This window comes from Ruegeria sp. CDSC052 (assembly GCF_059610685.1).
Map to the genome: position 1 here is coordinate 40522 of NZ_JBXWOB010000017.1, position 21075 is coordinate 61596.

Annotated in this window: 23 protein-coding genes and 1 pseudogene; 10 read left to right on the forward strand and 14 right to left on the reverse strand. The window is 58.0% G+C overall.

All coding sequences use genetic code 11. The features are described from left to right. The first annotated feature begins 115 nt into the window (after positions 1–115). From AC2FIM_RS18890 to AC2FIM_RS18900, 3 genes are read left to right on the forward strand one after another with little or no spacing between them, the layout of a single operon-like run. The gene (locus AC2FIM_RS18890; protein WP_271952100.1) at positions 116–388 is read left to right on the forward strand and encodes a PepSY domain-containing protein; all 273 of its coding nucleotides are present in this window, start codon (positions 116–118) and stop codon (positions 386–388) included. Between the two features lie 23 nt (positions 389–411). Next, positions 412–942, forward strand: coding sequence for a helix-turn-helix transcriptional regulator (locus AC2FIM_RS18895; protein ID WP_271952098.1), 531 nt, complete (start codon positions 412–414; stop codon positions 940–942). 48 nt (positions 943–990) lie between these two features. Continuing rightward, positions 991–1722, forward strand: a complete 732-nt coding sequence (locus AC2FIM_RS18900; RefSeq protein ID WP_271952096.1) for a glycosyltransferase family 25 protein — start codon at positions 991–993, stop codon at positions 1720–1722. A 71-nt stretch (positions 1723–1793) separates the two neighbouring features. On the opposite strand, the gene AC2FIM_RS18905 is transcribed toward AC2FIM_RS18900, so the two are convergent. Further along, positions 1794–2444 (reverse strand): peroxiredoxin, encoded by a 651-nt coding sequence (locus tag AC2FIM_RS18905; RefSeq protein ID WP_142639998.1) that lies wholly within the window; start codon positions 2442–2444, stop codon positions 1794–1796. A 207-nt stretch (positions 2445–2651) separates the two neighbouring features. On the opposite strand from AC2FIM_RS18905, the gene AC2FIM_RS18910 reads away from it, so the two are divergent. Continuing rightward, positions 2652–4091 (forward strand): aldehyde dehydrogenase family protein, encoded by a 1440-nt coding sequence (locus AC2FIM_RS18910; protein ID WP_496708334.1) that lies wholly within the window; start codon positions 2652–2654, stop codon positions 4089–4091. A 12-nt stretch (positions 4092–4103) separates the two neighbouring features. On the opposite strand, the gene AC2FIM_RS18915 is transcribed toward AC2FIM_RS18910, so the two are convergent. From AC2FIM_RS18915 to AC2FIM_RS18925, 3 genes are all read right to left on the reverse strand, one after another. Next, entirely contained in the window at positions 4104–5003 is a 900-nt protein-coding gene (locus AC2FIM_RS18915; RefSeq protein ID WP_496679090.1) for a cation diffusion facilitator family transporter, read from the reverse strand. A 76-nt stretch (positions 5004–5079) separates the two neighbouring features. Next, positions 5080–5931, reverse strand: a complete 852-nt coding sequence (locus AC2FIM_RS18920) for a bifunctional helix-turn-helix domain-containing protein/methylated-DNA--[protein]-cysteine S-methyltransferase (RefSeq protein WP_271952091.1) — start codon at positions 5929–5931, stop codon at positions 5080–5082. Positions 5932–6007: 76 nt separating this feature from the next. Next, positions 6008–7051: a heme-binding protein gene (locus AC2FIM_RS18925; RefSeq protein ID WP_142639991.1), complete on the reverse strand. Its 1044-nt coding sequence runs from the start codon at positions 7049–7051 to the stop codon at positions 6008–6010. A gap of 210 nt (positions 7052–7261) precedes the next feature. Here AC2FIM_RS18925 and nth point away from each other — a divergent pair, with 210 nt between their 5' ends. Beyond that, complete coding sequence (nth, locus tag AC2FIM_RS18930; protein ID WP_271952085.1) at positions 7262–7906, forward strand: endonuclease III; 645 nt, start codon at positions 7262–7264, stop codon at positions 7904–7906. Next, positions 7903–8892 (forward strand): adenosine kinase, encoded by a 990-nt coding sequence (locus AC2FIM_RS18935; protein WP_271952078.1) that lies wholly within the window; start codon positions 7903–7905, stop codon positions 8890–8892. Before nth ends, AC2FIM_RS18935 begins: the two co-directional genes overlap by 4 nt. A 55-nt stretch (positions 8893–8947) precedes the next feature. On the opposite strand, the gene trhA is transcribed toward AC2FIM_RS18935, so the two are convergent. Together trhA and AC2FIM_RS18945 are read right to left on the reverse strand one after the other, a co-directional pair. After that, positions 8948–9595 (reverse strand): PAQR family membrane homeostasis protein TrhA, encoded by a 648-nt coding sequence (trhA, locus tag AC2FIM_RS18940; protein WP_271952076.1) that lies wholly within the window; start codon positions 9593–9595, stop codon positions 8948–8950. Position 9596: 1 nt separating this feature from the next. Further along, entirely contained in the window at positions 9597–10082 is a 486-nt protein-coding gene (locus tag AC2FIM_RS18945) for an RNA pyrophosphohydrolase (RefSeq protein ID WP_271952074.1), read from the reverse strand. A gap of 138 nt (positions 10083–10220) precedes the next feature. Between AC2FIM_RS18945 and AC2FIM_RS18950 the strand changes: the two genes are divergently transcribed. Then, positions 10221–12248, forward strand: coding sequence for an NADPH-dependent 2,4-dienoyl-CoA reductase (locus AC2FIM_RS18950; RefSeq protein ID WP_281973793.1), 2028 nt, complete (start codon positions 10221–10223; stop codon positions 12246–12248). 51 nt (positions 12249–12299) lie between these two features. Here the strand turns inward: AC2FIM_RS18950 and AC2FIM_RS18955 are convergent, their stop codons facing one another. Further along, the gene (locus tag AC2FIM_RS18955; protein ID WP_142639979.1) at positions 12300–12908 is read right to left on the reverse strand and encodes a LysE family translocator; all 609 of its coding nucleotides are present in this window, start codon (positions 12906–12908) and stop codon (positions 12300–12302) included. Positions 12909–13035: 127 nt separating this feature from the next. Continuing rightward, positions 13036–13476 carry a DUF4399 domain-containing protein gene (locus AC2FIM_RS18960; RefSeq protein ID WP_281973795.1) on the reverse strand — a complete coding sequence of 147 codons (441 nt, stop codon included), beginning with the start codon at positions 13474–13476 and terminating at the stop codon, positions 13036–13038. 228 nt (positions 13477–13704) lie between these two features. Here AC2FIM_RS18960 and AC2FIM_RS18965 point away from each other — a divergent pair, with 228 nt between their 5' ends. Continuing rightward, positions 13705–14610 carry a LysR family transcriptional regulator gene (locus tag AC2FIM_RS18965; RefSeq protein WP_271952071.1) on the forward strand — a complete coding sequence of 302 codons (906 nt, stop codon included), beginning with the start codon at positions 13705–13707 and terminating at the stop codon, positions 14608–14610. Positions 14611–14667: 57 nt separating this feature from the next. Here AC2FIM_RS18965 and AC2FIM_RS18970 read toward each other — a convergent pair whose 3' ends face one another. Further along, positions 14668–15585 carry a hydrogen peroxide-inducible genes activator gene (locus AC2FIM_RS18970; protein ID WP_496679081.1) on the reverse strand — a complete coding sequence of 306 codons (918 nt, stop codon included), beginning with the start codon at positions 15583–15585 and terminating at the stop codon, positions 14668–14670. Between the two features lie 96 nt (positions 15586–15681). On the opposite strand from AC2FIM_RS18970, the gene AC2FIM_RS18975 reads away from it, so the two are divergent. After that, positions 15682–16644, forward strand: a complete 963-nt coding sequence (locus AC2FIM_RS18975; RefSeq protein ID WP_496679078.1) for a sodium-dependent bicarbonate transport family permease — start codon at positions 15682–15684, stop codon at positions 16642–16644. Positions 16645–16647: 3 nt separating this feature from the next. Here the strand turns inward: AC2FIM_RS18975 and AC2FIM_RS18980 are convergent, their stop codons facing one another. The 4 genes from AC2FIM_RS18980 to AC2FIM_RS18995 are packed head-to-tail and all read right to left on the reverse strand — an operon-like array spanning position 16648 to position 19563. After that, positions 16648–17550, reverse strand: a complete 903-nt coding sequence (locus AC2FIM_RS18980) for an OmpA family protein (RefSeq protein WP_142639969.1) — start codon at positions 17548–17550, stop codon at positions 16648–16650. Further along, the gene (locus AC2FIM_RS18985; RefSeq protein WP_271952063.1) at positions 17547–18119 is read right to left on the reverse strand and encodes a peroxidase-related enzyme; all 573 of its coding nucleotides are present in this window, start codon (positions 18117–18119) and stop codon (positions 17547–17549) included. Before AC2FIM_RS18985 ends, AC2FIM_RS18980 begins: the two co-directional genes overlap by 4 nt. Continuing rightward, on the reverse strand, positions 18116–18844 hold the full coding sequence (locus AC2FIM_RS18990) for a GNAT family N-acetyltransferase (RefSeq protein ID WP_271952061.1): 729 nt from the start codon (positions 18842–18844) through the stop codon (positions 18116–18118). The genes AC2FIM_RS18985 and AC2FIM_RS18990 overlap by 4 nt, the downstream gene beginning before the upstream one ends. Continuing rightward, positions 18841–19563: a competence/damage-inducible protein A gene (locus AC2FIM_RS18995; RefSeq protein WP_271952166.1), complete on the reverse strand. Its 723-nt coding sequence runs from the start codon at positions 19561–19563 to the stop codon at positions 18841–18843. Before AC2FIM_RS18995 ends, AC2FIM_RS18990 begins: the two co-directional genes overlap by 4 nt. Positions 19564–19612: 49 nt before the next feature. Between AC2FIM_RS18995 and sfsA the strand changes: the two genes are divergently transcribed. After that, positions 19613–20329 carry a DNA/RNA nuclease SfsA gene (gene sfsA, locus AC2FIM_RS19000; RefSeq protein ID WP_271952060.1) on the forward strand — a complete coding sequence of 239 codons (717 nt, stop codon included), beginning with the start codon at positions 19613–19615 and terminating at the stop codon, positions 20327–20329. Here sfsA and AC2FIM_RS19005 read toward each other — a convergent pair. Next, positions 20254–20954 (reverse strand): annotated as a pseudogene (locus tag AC2FIM_RS19005) (DUF3604 domain-containing protein). The gene sfsA and the pseudogene AC2FIM_RS19005 overlap by 76 nt on opposite strands. Positions 20955–21075 lie beyond the last annotated feature (121 nt).

Sequence of the window (21075 nt, forward strand, 5' to 3'; positions counted from 1 at the left end):
TCAGTCAGCATAAACCTTGGGCCAATTCCGCCCAATTCAACCGAAATCCAATCGCACCACCGGCCAGGCGAACCCACGTCTCCTACATCGACGCAACAAATCTAGGAGATGCGAAATGGAGACTTTCAAAATGCTGACTCTGACCGGACTGATCGCGACCGCCCCGGTGCTGGCTTTTGCCAACGTGACAGTCGGGGACAAGCTGGGCACCACCGAGACCGATATCCGCACCACTCTCGAGGCGCAGGGATACCAGATCGAAGAGATCGAATTCGAAGATGGCGAGATCGAGGTTGAACTCGTCAAGGATGGCGTGGAAACTGAACTGGTCCTGAACAAGACCGATGGCGTTGTCACCGCGATCGAGCTTGAAAAGGACGACGACTGACCAGACAATCTTAAAGGAGCGCTATGAAGATTTCACAGACGTCTTTACTCTGGCTCCTTCTGGTGGTGCAGGCTGTCTGCGCCACCTTTTTCCTAACCGATGCAGCGCTAGATTGGTTTGGTGGCGAAACTGCCGGGTTTCGGCATTTGCACCAGTTCGAATTGTTCCTGTCCCTGGCTCTGATCGGTGGTTTGGTGGCGACAATCACCCTGATCCGGGCTCAGAGCTTGCGCGTGCAGGACATGCAGCGTCAACTGGGCGTGGCGCAGGGCGCGTTTTCGCAGGTCATCGAAAATCAATTCACGCAGTGGCAGCTCAGCAATGCGGAACGCGATGTCGCAATATTGTCCATCAAGGGTTTGTCGATCGCAGAAATCGCCGAGCTGAGACAGACGAAAGAAGGGACTATCAAGGCACAAAGCGCTGCGATTTACCGCAAGGCGGGTGTCTCAGGGCGGCTCCAACTGCTCAGCTTTTTTGTCGAAGAGCTTTTGTCCGAACCCCTGGTCAACACGTCCTCGTCGTCAGAACCCGCCGACCAGGGCCAGGCTTGATCCACGGTTGCTCTTTCCCCGCCTGACGCGGTGTTCTATGCACGGGGTATGCGATCCTTTGTCATCCATATGTCCTCGAGCACCGCGCGCCGTCCCAATGCTGATCAGCTCTGCGCGGCCCTGCCCAATGCTGAACTGTTTGAGGCCGTAAATGGCCGCGACCCTGACCAGATTTCCGGTGTCGAACTGCATTCCGGAAATCTGCACCGCCCGCATTACCCATTCCCCTTGCGACCCGCAGAAATCGGCGTGTTCGAAAGCCATCGACGCATCTGGCGCAAGCTGGTCGAGGACGATATCGACCTGGCCATCATCTCCGAGGATGACCTGCGCATAGATCGGGCGCGAATGGAACAGGCGCTTGGGTTGCTGGCCTCAATCGCCACCCCCGATCACTATATCCGCATCCCCGTAAAACAGCGCGAAGTACCGGCACAGGTCCTGGCAGAACAAGACGGCCTGCGGCTGATCCTACCCAAGGTGATCGGCCTGCAATGCGTATGTCAGATGGTGGGGAAAAACGCCGCCGAACGCCTTTTGGCGACCACCGACCAAATCGACCGCCCTGTCGATACCTTCTTGCAGATGCACTGGCTGACAGACCAGCCGGTTCACGCCTTGCAAGGCAGCGGAAATCAGGAAGTGGCCCAGGAAATCGGCGGCTCGACCATTCAGACAAAACCGCCCCTGTCAGACAAATTAACCCGAGAGTTCAAGCGCGCAGCCTACCGCGCCAAGCTGCACCTGCACCCGCAGCGCCCGCCTGCTTCATCTGGCTGAAAATACCTTCCGGGGGGAATCGCGCCGCGAGGCGCGATGGGGGGCAGACAGCCCCCCTGACCTTGGCCGTCTTACGACGGCGCCTTGGTCTTGCGCAGATAGGGGAAGATGGTCTCGAACTCGCCAAACTTTGCTTTGGCGTCGTCGTTTGAGACAGCAGGCGGAATGATTACGTCTTCGCCAGGCACCCAGTTCGCCGGGGTAGCCACGCCTTTCGACGACATCTGCAACCCGTCCAGTGCACGCAATATCTCGGCAAAGTTACGTCCCACAGTCATAGGATAGGTCATCGAAAGCTTCAGTTGCTTGTCCGGCCCGATGATAAAAACCGACCGCACGGTCGCGCTGTCGGCCGGGGTACGCCCGTCCGGCAAATAGGCCTCGGCGGGCAGCATGTCGAAGGCCTTTGAAACGGCCAGACCATCATCGGCAATGATTGGAAAACCGGGATGCGCGTTGCCATAGGCCTCGATATCCTTTTTCCACTTCTTGTGGTCTTCGACGCCGTCAACCGAAACGCCCAGGACCTTGGTGTTGCGCGCGGCCCACTCATCGCTTAGCTGCGCGACGGCCGAAAACTCGGTGGTGCAGACAGGAGTGAAATCCTTGGGGTGCGAGAACAGAATGGCCCAGCTATCCCCAATCCAGTCGTGGAACTGAATGGTGCCCTGATCCGTTTCTGCAGTGAAATTGGGGACGGTGTCGTTGATGCGCAAACCCATGAAGCATCTCCTTTGCTAATTACAAAACCGAGTCGGTTGTTCAGAACCTAATCACTTTGCGCCGATGTTAAACAGTCAGCAAGTCACTTTAGCCCTAGGCCAGACCTCAAAATTCCATTTGATCAAATCGCGCTTGCCGGTTTCCTGAAGGCCTGACACAGTGGCGCCGAACCAAGAATCCCCGTCGCATGGTCAGGAGGATGCACCATGATCGAGAAACGCAATTTTTACATCAACGGTCAGTGGGTTGCCCCATCGGTTACGCATGATTTTCAGGTCATCAACCCCTCGACCGAAGAACCATGTGCCGTGATTTCGCTGGGCGATCAGGCCGATACGGACGCGGCTGTTGCAGCGGCCAAGGCGGCGTTGCCCGGCTGGATGGAAACCCCGGCGGAAACCCGCATCGCGATGGTCGAAAAGCTGATCGCGCTTTATGCCGAACGGTCCGAGGATCTGGCCCAGGCAATGTCGTTAGAGATGGGCGCCCCGATCGACATGGCGCGTAGCCAGCAAGTCGGAGCAGGCAGTTGGCACCTGGCAAATTTCATCCGCGCCGCCAAAGCGTTTCCTTTCGAGCGGCCGCTGGGCGATCACGCTCCCAACGACCAGATCATCTATGAGGCCGTCGGTGTCGCCGCCCTGATCACACCGTGGAATTGGCCAATGAACCAGGTCACGCTGAAGGTCGGTGCGGCTGCGATTGCGGGCTGCACAATGGTTCTGAAACCCTCGGAGCAAAGCCCGCTGAACGCGATGATCTTTGCTGAGCTGATGGATGAGGCCGGATTCCCGCCCGGTGTCTTCAACCTTGTCAACGGTGACGGGGTTGGCGTCGGATCTCAGCTGTCCACGCACCCCGATGTGGATATGGTCAGCTTTACGGGATCCACCCGCGCGGGCACGGCGATTTCCAAAGCCGCAGCCGATACACTGAAGAAGGTGCATTTGGAACTGGGCGGCAAGGGTGCAAATGTGGTCTTTGCCGATGCGGATGAAAAGGCCGTCAAACGTGGCGTGCTGCACATGATGAACAACACCGGTCAAAGCTGTAACGCCCCTAGCCGGATGCTGGTCCAGCGTCCCATCTATGACGCGGCGGTGGAAACCGCAGCTGAGGTTGCCAAAGGTGTCACCGTTGGCCCGGCGATGGAAGAAGGTCGCCATATCGGCCCGGTTGTGAACGAGCTGCAATGGGGCAAGATTCAGGACCTGATCCAAAAGGGTATCGACGAAGGCGCGCGCCTTGTCGCTGGTGGCACTGGCAGGCCTGAAGGGTTGAACAAGGGCTATTTCGTGCGGCCCACGGTCTTTGCCGACGTCAACAACCAGATGACCATCGCCCGCGAAGAGATCTTTGGACCGGTTCTGACCATGATCCCCTTCGATACCGAGGAAGAGGCCATCGAAATCGCCAATGACACACCTTATGGGCTGACCAACTATGTCCAGACGCAGGATAACGTCCGTGCCAACCGCATGGCCCGCGCTTTGCGGTCGGGTATGGTCGAGATGAATGGCAAATCCCGCAGCGCGGGTTCCCCGTTCGGCGGCATGAAACAATCCGGCAACGGGCGCGAAGGCGGCGTCTGGGGGCTGGAGGATTTCCTTGAGGTCAAGGCCGTCGGCGGCTGGGCTGCCGAGTAACCCACCTGCCGTCTAACCTGTTTTCGGGGCCCGTGCGCTATCTGCGCCGGGCCCTTTAGACTCTGAATCCGGCTCAAGATGAATCACAAAAACCGATCCGGGGAACTGATCGGTCAAAGCGTCTTCGATATCGTCACAGATATCATGGGCCGTCGCCACGCTCATGCCACCGTCAACGACCAGATGGAACTCGACAAAGATCATGCTGGCGGATCGACGGCCCCGCAGGTCGTGATATTCCAGCGCCCGGCCCAGATTTGCGTCGATGATGCTCCGCACTTCATCCAGTTCGGGATCAGTAAGGGACACGTCCATCAGACCGTCAATCGACTTGCGAATGACCTTCCATCCCTCCCACAGAATGTTCAGGGCGACCAGAATGGCCAGGATCGGGTCCAGGATCAGCCAGCCGGTGGCAAGGGCCAAAACCAATCCGATGACAACGCCCACCGAGGTGAACACATCGGTAAAGATATGCTTTGCGCTGGCCTCAAGCGCCGGAGAGGCGTACTGCCGCCCGACCCGCAACAACACATAGGCCCAGGCACCGTTCAAAGCGGTTGCCAGCACATTGATTGCCACCCCGGTCAGCGGGGCCTGGTCCAGATGCGACGATGACAGCGCGGCAACGGCCTCTCGCAGGATTAGAAGCGCCGCCAGCACGATCAGCACACCTTCGACAACAGCAGACAGGTATTCGGCTTTCTTGTGCCCAAAGGGGTGATTATCGTCAGGAGGTTTGCCGCCGATCGAAACCGCAAAGAACGCCAGCAAGGCCGCGACCACATTGACCACGGATTCCATCGCATCGGACAACAAGGCGACTGATTCCGTCAACCACCAGGCCAACAGTTTCAAGGCCAGAACCGCGATGGAAATCGGGATCGACCACAGGGCAAATTTCTGGATCATCGCTTTGGTGTCCTGCAACCTCGGCAAAGGTTTATCACTTTGTTCGACGATCCGTATGGCTTTTTCTGATCAGAAATCAAGCGTCTGCTTGTGCCGCCTCATAGGCCAGCATGGCGCGTTTCACCGGCAGGCCCCAATGATACCCACCCAGCCCCCCGGATTTTCGCAGCGCGCGGTGGCAAGGGATCAGCCAACTGACCGGGTTTCGACCCACGGCCGTCCCGACGGCGCGCACAGCTTGCGGTGATCCCACCCGTTGCGCGATCTCGGAATAGGTTGTGACCTGCCCCGAAGGGATATGCATCAGCGCTTCCCACACTTTGATCTGCAGGGGCGAGCCAATCAAATACAGAGGCGTTGGTTCCAATCGGTCGCTCACCGCGCCAAATGCACTGAGCGCCCAGGGCCGCAGGCGCATCGGGTCCTCGACGAAATTGGCATTGGGCCAACGCGACAACATATCCGCCATGGCATTTTCTTCGCCGGTTTCGGCCCCAAAGGCCATTCCGCAGATGCCCTTGTCGGTGCCCATCACCAAAGCAGGACCAAAAGGACATTCAAACCATCCCCAATAGATGGTCAAACCGGCACCCCTACGGGCGTATTCGCCGGGGCTCATGGATTCCCATTTCAGGAACAGATCATGCAGGCGACCGCTGCCGGACAGGCCCACATTCAGGGCGGTTTCCAGTGTCGTGTACCGCTCGCGCAGCAACGCCTTGGCATGGCCCAGCGTCAGATATTGCTGATACCGCTTGGGCGATACCCCGGTCCAACGTGAGAACAGGCGCTGGAAATGCGCGGGGCTCATATCCATCTGCTGTGCCAGTTCCTCAAGACTCAGGGCCTCTCCGCCCTGATCAATCAGGTCAATCGCCCGGCGCATGACATTATAATGATAGCCGCTTTCTGGGGTCTGGACATTCATGGTCGCACTCCTTCGATAGACAGAAGATGGCCTGTTACCGACCAGAGTGCGACCCGATTCTTGCGCTATCTGCCCCTCAGACCTGCGGGATAACGGTATAGGGTGCCGCCTCTTCCGGGGGTGCAACCTTTTCCATGACGTTGATGCTGACATGCGGCCAGCGGATCAGACCGGGTTTCCCGTCAAAGCGTGGGAAGAAATCCAGACCGACATTCTGCAGATACATCATCAGCAGCTTGGGTTCACCGCCAATTCCCGGCTCGTCCAGTTCCATGATCCAAAAGATCGAATCCATCACCGCCGCGTTGGCTTGTTTGACAACAAACGGAATGTTGACGATCCCGGCATCCTCAAGCGCGGTGTTGAACGGCAATATCGTGGTTTTTTTCACATTGTTCGGTATTCCAGCTGCCAGCAACAGATGCGGGTGCACAGGATCGAAGCCTGGGAACCCCGGGGCGGTCACAACGCCGTTGAACGGATTATCGTGATAATGTTTGTAGGGCGAAAGATATCCGCTGTTCAGGTCCTTTGTGGCCCCTTCGGGCAGCCCGTCGACCACCGGAATCGTTGGCGGTCCATCGATCTCGCTCGCTTCTCCAAGACCTAACAACGAGTCGCCATGTGGCACCGTTCCCAAACGTGCAACGTTCAGATTGTTTGTGGTCAGATTGGTCATATGCAGGAACAGACCGGGCTCGTGATGGATGGCCAGATCGGCAGGTCCCGCCAGTCCGCTGTCGGGGCGATCTTCAGCCGAGAGCTGCGCGATGGACTGCTGATAGTCCAGCGTGACGACAAACTGATCGGTGTTAATGGTCGGGTCTCCTGAGGCCGGGTTCGGACGCTCAATCCCGCGGTTTGGAACCGCTTTGTCAACGGTCGTGAATTGAAGCGTTTCCTCGAATTGATTAACCAGCAGACGGTAGTTGAGACGGCTGCCAGGCTCGGTCGCAAACGGAAGCGCGATCATGTTCCAGCCACGTCCGCGCGTGCTGTCGCCGTTCTTCCAAACTCCGGGCAGTAATTTCAGGGGGCCGAGGTCTTCGTCACCTTGATGGGCCAGCTCAACAGACCGATAACGGGACTGCAGTTTTGCGGCAAGATCTGGGTTCGCCATGGATCAACCTTTCAATAATTAAATAAAATATCCGCCAATGCGGGAAAAATGCGCTGAAATAAAAATAGGCTGCGCCTGGCAAGAATAACACGAATCAGGCTTACCCTACGTAATCCAAAACCCACAGCTATCCGCTAAGCAGATTCTTGCTTGTGTGGTTACCCGAGCCATCGGCTTGCCCTGCGCCGCAATACGTGCATACGTCGCCGCATGGCCAAGCAACTTGATTACCACACTATCCGAGAGATTTTTACCCGCTTTCAGCAGGCTGACCCGGAACCTGAGGGTGAGCTAGAGCATGTGAATGTCTATACTCTGGTCGTAGCGGTGGCGCTGTCTGCACAGGCCACCGATGTCGGCGTCAACAAGGCTACGCGCGCCCTTTTCAAAACCGCCGACACCCCGCAAAAGATGCTGGACCTGGGCGAGGATGGTCTGATCGAGCATATCAAAACCATCGGTCTATTCCGCCAAAAGGCAAAGAACGTTATCAAGCTCAGCCGTATTCTGGTCGAAGAGTATGACGGCGAAGTTCCCAATTCCCGCGCCGCGTTGCAATCGCTGCCGGGCGTCGGGCGTAAGACCGCCAATGTGGTGTTGAACATGTGGTGGCGCTATCCGGCGCAGGCCGTGGATACGCATATTTTTCGTGTCGGAAACCGAACAGGCATCTGCCCGGGAAAACATGTGGATGCGGTTGAACGCGCAATCGAAGATAACATCCCGACCGATTTCCAACTGCACGCACATCACTGGCTTATCTTGCATGGCCGGTATCACTGCAAAGCACGCAAACCTATGTGCGGAACCTGTATCATCCGCGATCTCTGCCAATTCGAGGACAAGAACCTATGAAAACCTACCAGCTCACCGGTATTGGAAACGCCGTTGTGGACGTGATCTCTCAGGCCGATGACAGTTTTCTGGAACTGATGGGCATCGAGAAGGGCATCATGCAGCTGATAGAACAGGAGCGGGGTGAACTTCTTTACGCCGCTATGGAAGGCCGCGTGCAAACGCCGGGCGGATCCGTTGCTAACACGATTGCCGGTGCCGGCGCACTGGGACTGAGCGCAGCCTTTATCGGACGCGTACATGATGATGCGTTGGGACGATTCTACGCAGAGGCGATGCACGAGGACGGTGTGGATTTCGTGAACCCGCCCGTACCGGGTGGAGAGCTTCCGACTTCGCGCTCGATGATTTTTGTCTCACCCGACGGTGAACGGTCGATGAACACCTATCTGGGGATTTCCTCGGAGCTTTCCTCGGCGGATGTATCAGCCGGGGTCGCGGGTAACAGCCAGATCATGTTCCTTGAAGGCTATTTGTTCGACAAGGAAAAAGGCAAAGCTGCGTTCCTTCAGGCCGCACGGGATTGCCACAAGGGCGGCGGCAAGGCCGGGATCGCCATTTCTGACCCGTTCTGCGTTGAACGGCACCGGGTCGATTTCCTGCTGCTGATCGAAAACGAACTGGATTTTGTGATCGGCAACGAGGCCGAGATCAAATCCCTGTTCGAAACCGACGATCTTGAGGATGCACTGGCGAAAACCGCCGATATCTGCCCTCTGGTGGTCTGCACCCGGTCAGGCGACGGGGTAACTGTGCTGAATGAAGGTCAGCGCTTTGACATTCCGGTGGAAAAAATCGTTCCCGTTGACGCCACCGGCGCAGGCGACCAATTCGCAGCCGGGTTCCTGTTTGGCATGGCCACCGGGCGCGACTATGAGACCTGCGCCAAGATGGGCAATGTCTGCGCCCGAGAGGTGATCAGCCATATCGGCCCGCGCCCCAAGGCGGATATGATCGATTTGCTCAAGCAGGGCGGCTTGCTTTAATCGGATCAGGACTGGCCTATAGTTTGTGGGAGGGGCAGAGCCCCTCCCCTCACGGTTATCTCTGCACGAACAGGGCGATCCAGACGCCTACGAACATGAATATGCCGCCAAGATTGACCCAAGTGTGCCAAATCGCATAGCGGAAAGGCAGTGTCTTGCGGGCATAAAAGACTGTGCCGATCACGTAGCTTGCCGCCCCGGCCAGAATGCACCACAGGACTGAAACGGGGACATCTTTCAGATCGGGTATGGCGCACAGCCCCAGCGCGCCCAGACCCAGATAGGATGCTGTTGACCATCGGGACTTGACCGTCTTGTTGGCGATCTTGTTCCAGATGGCCACCACAGTCAGCCCCCAGCACAACCAGAGCAAAGTCATGGTCCAGCCGGTACCGGCCAGCAGGAAAAAGGGTGTGAAGGTGCCGCAGATACTGGAATAGATTGCGGCATGGTCTGTGCGTCGCAGCAGCTGCCGACGCTGGTGCCAGCGGGAAAAGTGATAAAAACACGAGGCCAGATTAGAGCCCAACGCACAGGCTACATAAACCAGAACCGCAAGAATAAGCCCGCTGTCGAGCATCAGGTATGATTTGCGGATCAGCGCTCCGCCAGCGGTCAAAATCAACGCCAGACCGATAAGATGCACGACCAGATCGGCGCGGCGGTGGCATGGGTCCGGACTGGGATAGGTCTGTGGGATCATGTCAGTTCAGGTGATCCGAAAACGCTGCAACCACGCGTTCATACACGTCGCGTTTGAACGGCACGATTTCGGCAACCAGCTGGTCCGGTTCCTGCCATTTCCAGCGGGTGAATTCGGGATGCTCAGTCTGAATGTCGATCTGATCGTCGCGGCCAGAGAACCGCATCAGATACCATTTCTGCTCTTGACCCCGATACCGACCTTTCCAGATCTTCGGCACGATGTCATGCGGCAGATCATAGGGCAACCACCCCTCGGTCTCGGCGATGATCTCGACCAGATCTGCCGTGACGCCGGTTTCTTCCCACAGCTCGCGCAGCGCCGCATCGCGCGGGTCTTCACCCTGGTCCACACCACCCTGAGGCATCTGCCAGGCGTCCTTGTGGCGGTCGTTGCGCTGGCCGACGAATATCTTACCCTCGGCATTCATCAACATCAGCCCGACGCAGGGGCGGTAGGGCAGTTTGGCAATCTCTTCGGGGGTCATACGCGGCCTCGTGAACATGCTTTGGAGCGTCTGTAACAAGCAGCGGGCCCAAGGCAAAGGGTATGACGTTAGGTTTCGCGTGACAAAGATGACGCGAAGGTCAATCTGGCAGCCAAATTCTATAAGGGAGAGTTCTGGATGACTGCATACCCAAACATGCTGGCCCCGCTGGATCTGGGCTTTACCACGCTGAAGAACCGCGTGCTGATGGGCTCGATGCATACCGGGCTTGAGGAGACCGGCGATTGGAATCGGGTGGCCGAGTTCTATGCCGACCGCGCGCGCGGTGGCGTGGCGCTGATGGTGACTGGTGGGATCGGACCAAATCTTGAAGGTTCGGTACTGCCGGGGGCATCAATGATGACCAACGACAAAGAAGTGGCAAACCACTCCATCGTCACCCAACGGGTGCATGAGGCCGGTGGCAAGATCGCGATGCAGATCCTGCATGCGGGGCGCTATGCCTATGGGCCGAAATGTGTCGCACCCAGCCCTGTGAAATCTCCGATCTCTCCGTTCCCGCCGACCGAACTGGACGAAGAGGGTATCGAGAAACAGATCAGCGATATCGTGAGCGCCGCGGTCCTGGCCCAGAAAGCGGGCTATGACGGGGTCGAGATCATGGGGTCCGAAGGGTATTTCCTCAACCAGTTTCTGGTGACTCACACCAACAAGCGCGAGGACCGTTGGGGTGGCTCTTACGAGAACCGGATGCGCTTGCCGATCGAAGTTGTCCGCCGCACGCGCGAGGCCGTCGGCACGGAATTCATCATCATCTACCGCTTGTCGATGATTGACCTGGTTCCCAACGGATCTACTCATGATGAGGTTGTGGAACTGGCGCAGCGGATCGAACAGGCCGGCGCCACGATCATCAACACAGGCATCGGCTGGCACGAGGCGCGGATTCCCACCATTGCCACCAGCGTTCCGCGCGCGGCCTTTGCTTGGGTGACCAAAAAGCTGATGGGCAAGGTCTCGATCCCGGTCATCACGTCGAACCGGATTAACACGCCGGAAGTCGCCGAAGAAGTTCTTGCCACGGGGTGCGCCGACATGGTTTCGCTGGCCCGCCCGATGCTGGCAGATGCGGATTTCGTTAACAAAGCCATCGCTGCTGAGGCGGCGACGATTGCACCCTGCATCGCTTGCAACCAGGCCTGTCTGGATCACACATTCCAGGGCAAACTGACCTCGTGCCTGGTAAACCCGCGCGCTTGTCACGAAACCGAACTGGTGATCACACAGGCCGACAGCGTCAAGAAAGTCGCCATCGTAGGGGCGGGCCCGGCAGGCCTGTCCACCGCAATGACCGCCGCGCAACGCGGCCATGACGTTACCATTTTTGACCGTGCCCGTGAGATCGGCGGCCAGTTGAACATGGCCAAGCAGGTTCCGGGCAAAGAGGAATTCTGGGGTCTGGTCGAATGGTACCGCGCCATGATTGCCGATTTGGGCATTAAGGTCGAGCTTGAGCGTGAAGTGGGCGCCGATGATCTGGCCGGCTATGACGAGGTGGTGATCGCCACCGGTGTCGTTCCGCGTGATCCGAAAATCCCTGGTCAGGACCGAGACAATGTCGTCGATTATATTGACGTCCTGCGCCACAAGACCCCGGTTGGCAAATCAGTGGCCGTGATCGGAGCAGGTGGGATCGGCTTTGACGTGTCCGAATTCCTGCTGGAAGAAGGCCACAGCATCACCACCGACCTGCCCGCCTGGATGAAGGAATGGGGGGTGACCGACCCGGCCGAGCACCGCTCGGGCCTGGCACCTGAAGGGCCACAACCTGCCGCCCCCGCGCGCCAGGTGACTTTGCTGCAGCGCAAGGCGCAAGCCCATGGCAAAGGGTTGGGCAAGACCACCGGCTGGATTCATCGCGCAACGCTGAAGATGAAAAACGTCAATTTCGTCGGTGGCGTGAATTATGAGCGGATCGACGATGACGGGCTGCATGTGAGTTTCGGCGAAGCACGCGAGAACCCGACAGTAATTGCGGTGGATACGATTGTTCTGTGCTCGGGCCAGATCTCGGACCGCAGCCTGGCCGATACGTTGATCGAACGTGGCATCACCCCACATGTGATCGGCGGCGCGGATGTTGCAGCCGAATTGGACGCCAAACGGGCCATCAATCAGGGCACGCGGCTGGCAACCACTTTCTGATATGCCTTGGCCCGGTCCAGAACCGGGCCAATCGCTCTGCTGGTATTGGGGTCAGTCGGCCAGCGCCAGCTTTGCACCCAATGCCCCAAAGGCCCCGGCGAAACAGCGCCTGACCCAAGCCATGACAGTGGGCCGCTGGATCACATAGTCGCGTGCCACCGCCGCGAAAGCGCCATATCCAACAAAGACGACAAAGGTCATGGCCATGAAGGACAAGGCCAACTTGATCAGCTCTGCTTCGGCGGCACCTGTACCGGCGGGAATGAATTGCGGCAGAAAGGCCAGAAAGAACAAAGATAGCTTGGGGTTCAACACATTGATCAAGGTGCCCGTGATTGCAATCTTCACATACCCTTTTGCGGGTTTCTGGCTCTGTACATCCAATGCACCGCCTTGCCGGACGATCCCCCAGGCCATGTAAAACAGATACAGCACCCCAAGGTATTTTAGCACCAGAAAGGCCAGCGCGCTGGTATGCAGCAGGGCCGCAAGACCGACGATACTGGCCAGCGCAGCAGGTACGATCCCTATGGTACAGCCAATCGCCGCCGCAAAACTGGCCCAAAAGCCACGCCCCAACCCAACCGCAAGCGTATAGATCACGCCGGTGCCTGGTAAAAGCACAACGATCAGAGACGTCAGTAGGAACTCTGTCGACATCCCAGCCCTCCCTTTCCTAGCACGCAGAATTTCCGGTTCGAAAGGAAAAGTAAACGCCATACATCACTGTGGCCCGGCGACATTCCTGAAAGCCCGCCGGATACCAACAGCAGAAGTCTCTTATCGCTTATTCAACGGTTATCGTAATCACCTCGGACACGATGGGCGTGGAATGCGGTACATGACCTGCATCGCCCAGCACTAGCTGAAGCGTATGTTCGCCTGCAGCCATTTCCAGCGTCACCTCGGTCTGACCGCCGCCAAAATGGATATGATTGTCATCCGCGGGCAGACCATAAGACAACTCATCCGCACCGTCCTCTCCCTGCCCCAAAGGCGGTCGGTCGATCAGCAGATGATGATGCCCGGTGTTTTCCTTTTCAGTACCCGCCGGCGCGACCCCCATGCCGCTGAGGCCAAAGACCACGGTGACCGGAGATTGGACAACGTCGCCGTCAGACAATTTCACAAAATAGACCTGCGCTTCGGGGTTTGATGGTGTTTCACCCCCGGCCAGAGCAAATGTCGCCGACAGGCAGGTTGCGGCAATAGCTAAAACAGCTTTCATAATCTTCTCCGTTGTCACAAATTTGCCATCCTCATGGTAGCATGTTTCGGCCCGAAATCGAGGATACCCGTTGTCAAAAGGCTTGTGGCCCATATGGAAACCACTGTTTCAGAGTTTCCCAAGCGCAAACGATCCGATTCAAATCCCTGATATTATCCCATGTCCGCCCTGTTTCCGCCCAGATTTGACGTAAAGATCAGTTAAAGAACCTACACCTGGGGAACAAGAATGGACCGACTGACCGAAATGGAAGCCTTCGCCAACGTGGTGGACCAAGGCGGTTTCACCGACGCGGCCAAGAAAATGGGCATCTCAAAATCGGCTGTGTCCAAGCACGTTTCCAGCCTGGAAGCACGCCTGGGCGCAAGACTGCTGAACCGCACGACGCGCCGCGTGTCACCAACCGAAATCGGGCTGGCCTATTATGACCGGGCCCGCCGCGTTCTGAATGACGCGGGCGAGGCTGATGCGCTGGTCACCTCGATGCAATCTGCCCCCTCTGGTCTGCTGCGGATCAGTGTGGCGACAGATTTCGGCGTGAATCACCTTTCTCCGGTTCTGTCAGGATTTCTAGCTGCCTATCCCGACATCACGGTGAATATGGTGCTGAACAATCGCTATGTTGAGCTGATCTCGGAAGGGTTCGACGTTGCTGTGCGGATTGGTGAGCTGGAAGACAGTACATTGCGCGCCCGCAAGCTGACCGAAACCGTCAAGCGGATGGTCGCCGCGCCCACCTATATCGAGAAATTCGGGCGTCCGCAAAAGATCGACGACCTGAACGAACACAAGCTGTTACATTATTCCAGCCAGTCTTCGGGCAATGTGTGGAAACTGACCGCACCTTCGGGTGAAAAACGTCAGGTCCGCACCGCCGGGTGGCTCAGCGTGAATGATGGGCAATCCTTGTTGAACGCTGCGGTCTCGGGGCTTGGGATCGCGCATCTGCCCAGCTATCTCTATGCCGAGGCGCTGAAGTCGGGCGAAGTTGTCGACGCAATGCCGTCGCTGCCCGATGAAGTGCAAGGCGTTTATGCCGTCTACCCGCCCGGCCGCTTTACGCAGCCCAAGGTGCGGGCATTCATTGATTTCCTCGTCGATGCCTTCAACGAAAAAGGCCCGATGGACTGGTAATTCTAATTTCTCCCGGTGGAAACTGAACGGCCCGCACATGTTGTGTGGGCCATTTTTTTAGTCGCTTAACACGGCCAGCCCCATACTCTGCGCGACCGTACGCAAGGATTGGATCAGGATATTCTGTCCGGGCAGATCAGCTTCTTTTCTGCGGGAAAGAAGCGCGATATCGCGGTTGGCATTTGTTATGGTCAACGGGCGCAAATGGACTTCATCGCGGTAAATCCCCTGACGTCTTGCATACAGGTCCGGCAACACCGCAACCCCAACCCCCGAGGCTGCCATCAGCACGATGGAATCAAGCGTGGTGCCCTCGTATTCATCCGACACCACCCCGCCGCATTCCGCCGCAAGCGCATAGACGATCCGGGACAGACGGTGGCTTTGGTCCAGGGTCAGGATCAGCCGGTCGCGCAAATCCTGGGCGGTGACACCCTGGGTATCACCCGCCAGCACATCATCCACAGCGACCCCGATCCACAGGGATTCGTTGAACAGGCGCTGCTGGATTGTGTTCGGATGGTCCTCGGGCGTGGACAGGATCAGATCGAACCGACCGGATTTCAGCCCTTGTTCCAGATCACGCGTGTTTTCCTCGCGCACGACAATGCGCAGACCGGGGCGGTCTTGATGGACCTTTTTGATGACCTGAGGCAGCAGGTAGGGCCCGATTGAGGGCAACACGCCCAGCCTTAGCCGTCCTGAGACCGGTGTCTCGCTGCTCATCGCGTGGCGCAGATCCCGGACATCGGCAAGGATCTTCTGGGCGCGCTCGATGAACTCTTGGCCTTTGGCAGTCACCTGAACACCACCCCGGTTACGATCAAAGATGCGCAGGCCAAGTTCTTGTTCTACAGAGGCAATTTGCGCCGAGAGGCTGGGCTGGCTGACATTCAGAACCTCAGCTGCCAATCCAAATCGACCCAGTCGGCTGACCGTAACGATATATTCCAGTTGCCTTAGTGTTGGGCGCATTTCATAGCTTTAAACTATCCAAAATTTAGAAAGATAATATTTGGATAACAAATATAGGCAAGGCACTTAGCCCGTGAAATCGGGACAGGAGCCAAAATGCCCAGCGTAATCGAAACCCTTTCCAGCAACTTGCTGGTCCCAACCATCCTTTTCTTCGTCCTCGGGCTGCTAGCGGCTTTTGCCCGCAGCGATCTGTCGATCCCCGCTGGGGCGGCCAAGTTCATGTCGCTGTATCTGCTGCTGGCCATCGGCTTCAAAGGCGGCAGCAGCCTGGCCGAGCACGGCATCCATATAGTCCTGTTCCTGACATTGCTGGGCGGGGTGGCGCTGTCATTTGTCATCCCCCTTGTGGCATTCGGCCTGCTCCGGGTCATGACACGGCTGGACGCGTTGAATGCGGCGGCTGTTGCCGGGCATTATGGGTCAATCTCAATCGTGACTTTCGTCACCGCAATCAGCCTGCTGGATCTGGTGGGGCTCAGCCATGATGGGTTCATGGTCGCTGTTGCCGCCGCAATGGAGGTTCCGGCCATCCTGTCGGCCCTGTGGTTGGCGCATAAAACCAGCAGTAATGGCGTCAAGGACAAGGGGCTGTGGCGTGATCTTTTGGCAAACGGGTCGATTGTCCTGCTGACCGGGGCTTTCCTGATCGGCGCGGTCACGGGTGGCGAAGGGATGCAGATGATTGCGCCCTTCATCGTCACACCCTTCACCGGCATCCTGTGCCTTTTCCTGCTGGATATGGGCATTTCCGCGGGGCGCAGCCTGATCAAGAACCGCGACAAGCTCTCGCTGGGTCTGTTTGCCTTTGGAATGCTGATGCCCCTGATCGGCGCTGCGATGGCCTGGGTGGTCGGGGCGGTGATCGGCCTGCCCGAAGGCAGCCTGTTCCTGTTCATGGTCCTGTCTGCATCCGCCTCGTATATCGCTGTGCCCGCGGCGATGAAGATCGCGCTGCCAAAGGCCGAGGCCGGGATTTATCTGACCCTGTCGCTGGGTGTGTCCTTCCCGTTCAACATCACGATCGGGCTGCCGCTGTACCTGTGGTGGGTGATGTAGGGATCAGTTGATCAGCAGAACCGCCTCGACCCGGCGGTTGAGTTCGCGACCTTCGGGCGTTGCATTCGAGGTGATCGGGGCCAGATAGCCGATCCCCCGCGCCTCGACCCGATCGGCGGCCACGCCGTATTTCTCGATCAGCCGGGCGCGCACGGTTTGCGCCCGGCCCGTGCTGACCGAAATATTGGCCTCGAGTGCGCCGGTATCATCCGTGTGCCCGACCAGAGCCAGCCGCGTTCCGGGATTGTCCGACAAATACTGCGCAACCTTGTTCAGAGAGCCGAAAGGCCCCTCACCCAGGGTTATTTCGCCCGTGCGGAAATGCAGATCGCCCAGAATCACGTGGCCCTCTTGCGCAAGCTCTTCCAACAGCCCCTGCGCCTGATCGACCTCTTCTTCGATCACCAGCGGAGGCGCGGCCTCGGCCCCCTCAGGTGACACGCGGATCATCTGCACATAGCCATCGGGCGGGTTTCGGCTGACCAAAAGGCTCAGGACTTCGTCGCCCTTGGCAGCGGACAAAAAGCGATAGTCCTGGATGGCCACATACATGTCAGGCGTCGGGACAACCTCGGTTCCAAAGCGAAAATCGAAGCCACCGCAACTGCGGGCGTCGCAGTCAAAGATAACCTCATACCCCTGGGCTTTGATCTGTTCCCGCAACGGGGCGAGCAGCTGCAAAGTGGTGCTGGACCCGGCCTGCAGCCGCCAGGTATAGCGCTCGACCCGCCCTTCGACCCGGCGCGCTGGGACTGTTCCGTCGACGTAGGGGCCGGTGGGCAGGTCATAGCTGTCGAGCGGGCTTGTGCGGTCGCTGACCAGACGCGCGCCCGAAGGCAGCGTCAGCTCTTGGCCGACAACGGGCGACGCAATGAGCAACAGGAATATGGCGAGGCGGCGGATCATCTTGATTGGGCGTGATACTCGGGGTTGGGGGACATCGCGGTCGCGCTTGCAACACGGTTCGACATGTTGAAAAAGCCGGTCACATTGGCAATGTCCCAGATATCGCGGTCGCTAAACCCGGCATCGCGCAGGACCTGCCGGTCAGGCTCTTCGATCTTGGTGCTTTCGGTGGTCATTTTAGCCGCAAAATCCAGCATGGCACGCTGCCGCTGATCCAAAGGCGCAACCCGGTAGTTCATGATCAACATTTCACCCAGCTGCGGATCACCGGACAACTGCCTGACAGCCGCACCATGTGCGACAAGGCAATAGAAACACTTGTTTATTGCCGACACGACCACCGCGATCATCTCACGCTCGAGCTTGGACAGCCCGCTATCGGCCAGCATCAGATCGTTATACATCGCGGTGAACGCGTTCAGCTTGTCGATGTCAAAGGCATAGGCCCGCAGGACATTGGGCACAAACCCCAGCTTTTCGACGCAAATGTCGAAGTATTTCTGCGTCTCGGGCGGCAGCGGATCAGCCATCGGAAGGTTCAGCGCGGTGGGCAGGGCAAGATCGGTCACTTTGGGTTCTCTCCTTCAACCAGCTGACGGTAATGGTATTCTCCGGCAAGCTCCATCCCAAGCGCGCGATAAAGGCCATTGGCCCCCGCATTCGCCTTGGTGCAAATCACGCTGAGCGTCCCGGCGCCCTGATCCTGTGCCCAGAGCGCAGCCGCGCGCATCGCCCATTGGCCCAGGCCCTGACGGCGATGAGCGGGCAAAATCTCAAGTGCGTGGACCATGGCCACGTCCCCATGCATCGCAACAAATCCAGTACCAGCAGGTTGGTCACTATAGCGAAGCAGCAGGCCGGTCTTTGGACCCGGGGCTCGCTCCATCACGGCCAGCCGCTCTGGTCCAATCCCGCCCTCGGCCCAGATCTCACGCATGATTGCCAGCGGCTCCCATATCGAGAACACCGTTACGCGGGGGAGCGGAAGATCAGTCAGATGCTCAACCGGGCAGGTGTAAATATTGACCGGATCCAACACGGAATAGCCCCGGCCTTCAAGCTGCGTATCCAGCGCCTCGTCCCCTGGCCACAGGCAAAAGATGCGCTTTTGTCCCAGTGCCTGCATCGCGACCTCGGCCGCCGCAATATCCTCATCCGAGGCAGGCCCCAGCGCATTGGCCGCACTTACCCGCGATCCGCCGCCCAGACCCTGACGCACCAGAAACGGCCCCAGCTTTTGGCGCTGCGCAGATGGCCATGTACCCTCGACGACGTCAGGCCAGGTAACGCTCACAGACCAAGCTCTTTCGCCAACCGGGTTGAGGCCGCGTCGATCCGGGCACCTTCGGTTCCGCGAATGACCACATTGGCGCCAAACACACCGTTGATCTGAAACGGATAACACCCGATGGACAGATCCTGAAAATCCGCTGCGAGTGCCGCAAGGGGGGCGGCGATATCGCCTTCGCCGCGATCCACCCGCAAAGTTTGGGACAGCAGAGGAACACCGCCGGTCAGACCCGGCAATACACTCGCCACCATCGCCTGAAAGACCGAGGGCACCCCAGCCATCACATGAACATTGCCGATGGTAAAGCCTGGCGCAGTCGACACCGGATTGTCGATCAGCGTGGCACCATCAGGGATGCGCGCCATGCGCAAACGGGCAGCGTTCAGTTCCAGCCCGGATTTCTCGTAATGCGCTTCAAGCAAAGCGCGGGCATCGTCGCGGATGTCGATATGTGCGCCAAAGGCACGGGCGATGCAATCGGCGGTGATATCATCATGGGTCGGTCCAATCCCGCCGCTGGTGAAGACATGATCAAACTTTGCCGACAACGCCTGAACGGCGGCTTCGATTGCAGCGGCGTCATCGCTGACCACACGGACCTCTTTCAGGTCGATCCCCTGCTTGGTCAGCTCCTGCGCGAGATAATGCATGTTTGCGTCGCGGGTGCGACCCGACAGGATTTCATCCCCGATCACCAGCATGGCTGCGGTTGGATTTTGCATGGCCTGCGCCCCCTTGATCGACCCTTTCCGCAGGTATAGGCCCTGAAGCATGCGATTTGAAACCCCTCTTGTCCCCGCCCACCTGATCCGCCGCTATAAACGCTTTCTAGCCGATTGCAGGCTTAAGGACGGGCGCGAGGTGACAGCGCATTGCGCCAATCCCGGCTCGATGATGGGACTGGCCGAACCGGGCGAGAAAATATGGTTGGAGCCCAATGACGACCCGAAGAAAAAGCTGAAATATGGCTGGCGGCTGGTCGATCACGAAAACGGGCATTTCACCGGCGTGGATACATCCGTCCCGAACCGGGCGTTGCGCGCGGCATTGATCGCGCGGGAGATCCCCGAACTGGCAATGTATGAAACCGTGCGCCCCGAGGTGAAATACGGCGAGAACAGCCGCGTTGATTTCCTGCTGACCCAGCCGGGCCTTCAGGACGCTTATGTCGAGGTCAAATGCGTGACCCTGTCTCGCGAACCCGGTCTGGCCGAATTCCCCGACAGCGTCACAGCGCGCGGAACCAAACATCTAGGGGATCTGACAGCTATGGTGGACCAGGGGCATCGCGCAATCCTGCTGTATCTGGTCCAGCGCACTGATTGTGAACGAATTGCATTGGCCGCAGATATCGACCCGACCTATGCAGCGGCGTTCGAGGCGGCCCAAGCTAGGGGTGTCGAGAAACTGGTCTACGGCACACGGATATCGCCTGAAGGGGTTTGGGTAAACGTGACCGAAAGCCAATTGTTCATGCAGAAGCGTTGAAGGGGTAGTTTGAGCCCAAAGCGGAACAAGTAAATTCTGGTTTCAGCCTTATAACAATCGTCCCTAAGGTGTGTGCCAGATTGACGATGTGTATGCCTCTCTTGTATCGACCGTGGGGCTTCGTCAGGGATCTCGGTTCCGAGCACTTTGGCATCGTATGTTGTCCAACGTGGCGTTGGTATTGCCAACACTCTGGCATAGTAGAAAGAGCTTTGTTCCGGATCGTAATCGGGGTCTTCCCAATACCCGGATAGAATTGCCTGACCAATATCGTTTGTCCAAGTAGCGCTCTCAACGTCAACCGTGCCGCCAACGGGTCCGCCACACTTCGCGTTCACTAGTTCGCGCCCGCCGCAAGATATATCGTAAACGCGTTCCGAAGTTGTCCCGTCGCTATTTAACCACCCTTTGACGATTTGAATGCGGTCTAGATTGGCTCCATCGGGACGCCTCCTTCATATCCATACGCGGCAAAATCTGCACGCGGCAGGTCCGTATCTTCAAAATCGTATCCGGCAAAAACGCGAATGCGCATGCGCGGACCTGTGGTTGCGTAGACTTCTTTCCCAGCAAGAGCGTGCCAAATGGCCTCGCGTGTGTTTTCTCTTGCCCAAACTGCCGCCATTCCCGACGCCGAAGTTTGCCATGCATATTGGGCAACCTTCTCGTCGCCACCGATGCCGCCCACGACTTCTTCGAAACGGATCGGGTTCGCAGTGGGTTCAACGGCAGCGTTAAGTTGTTGA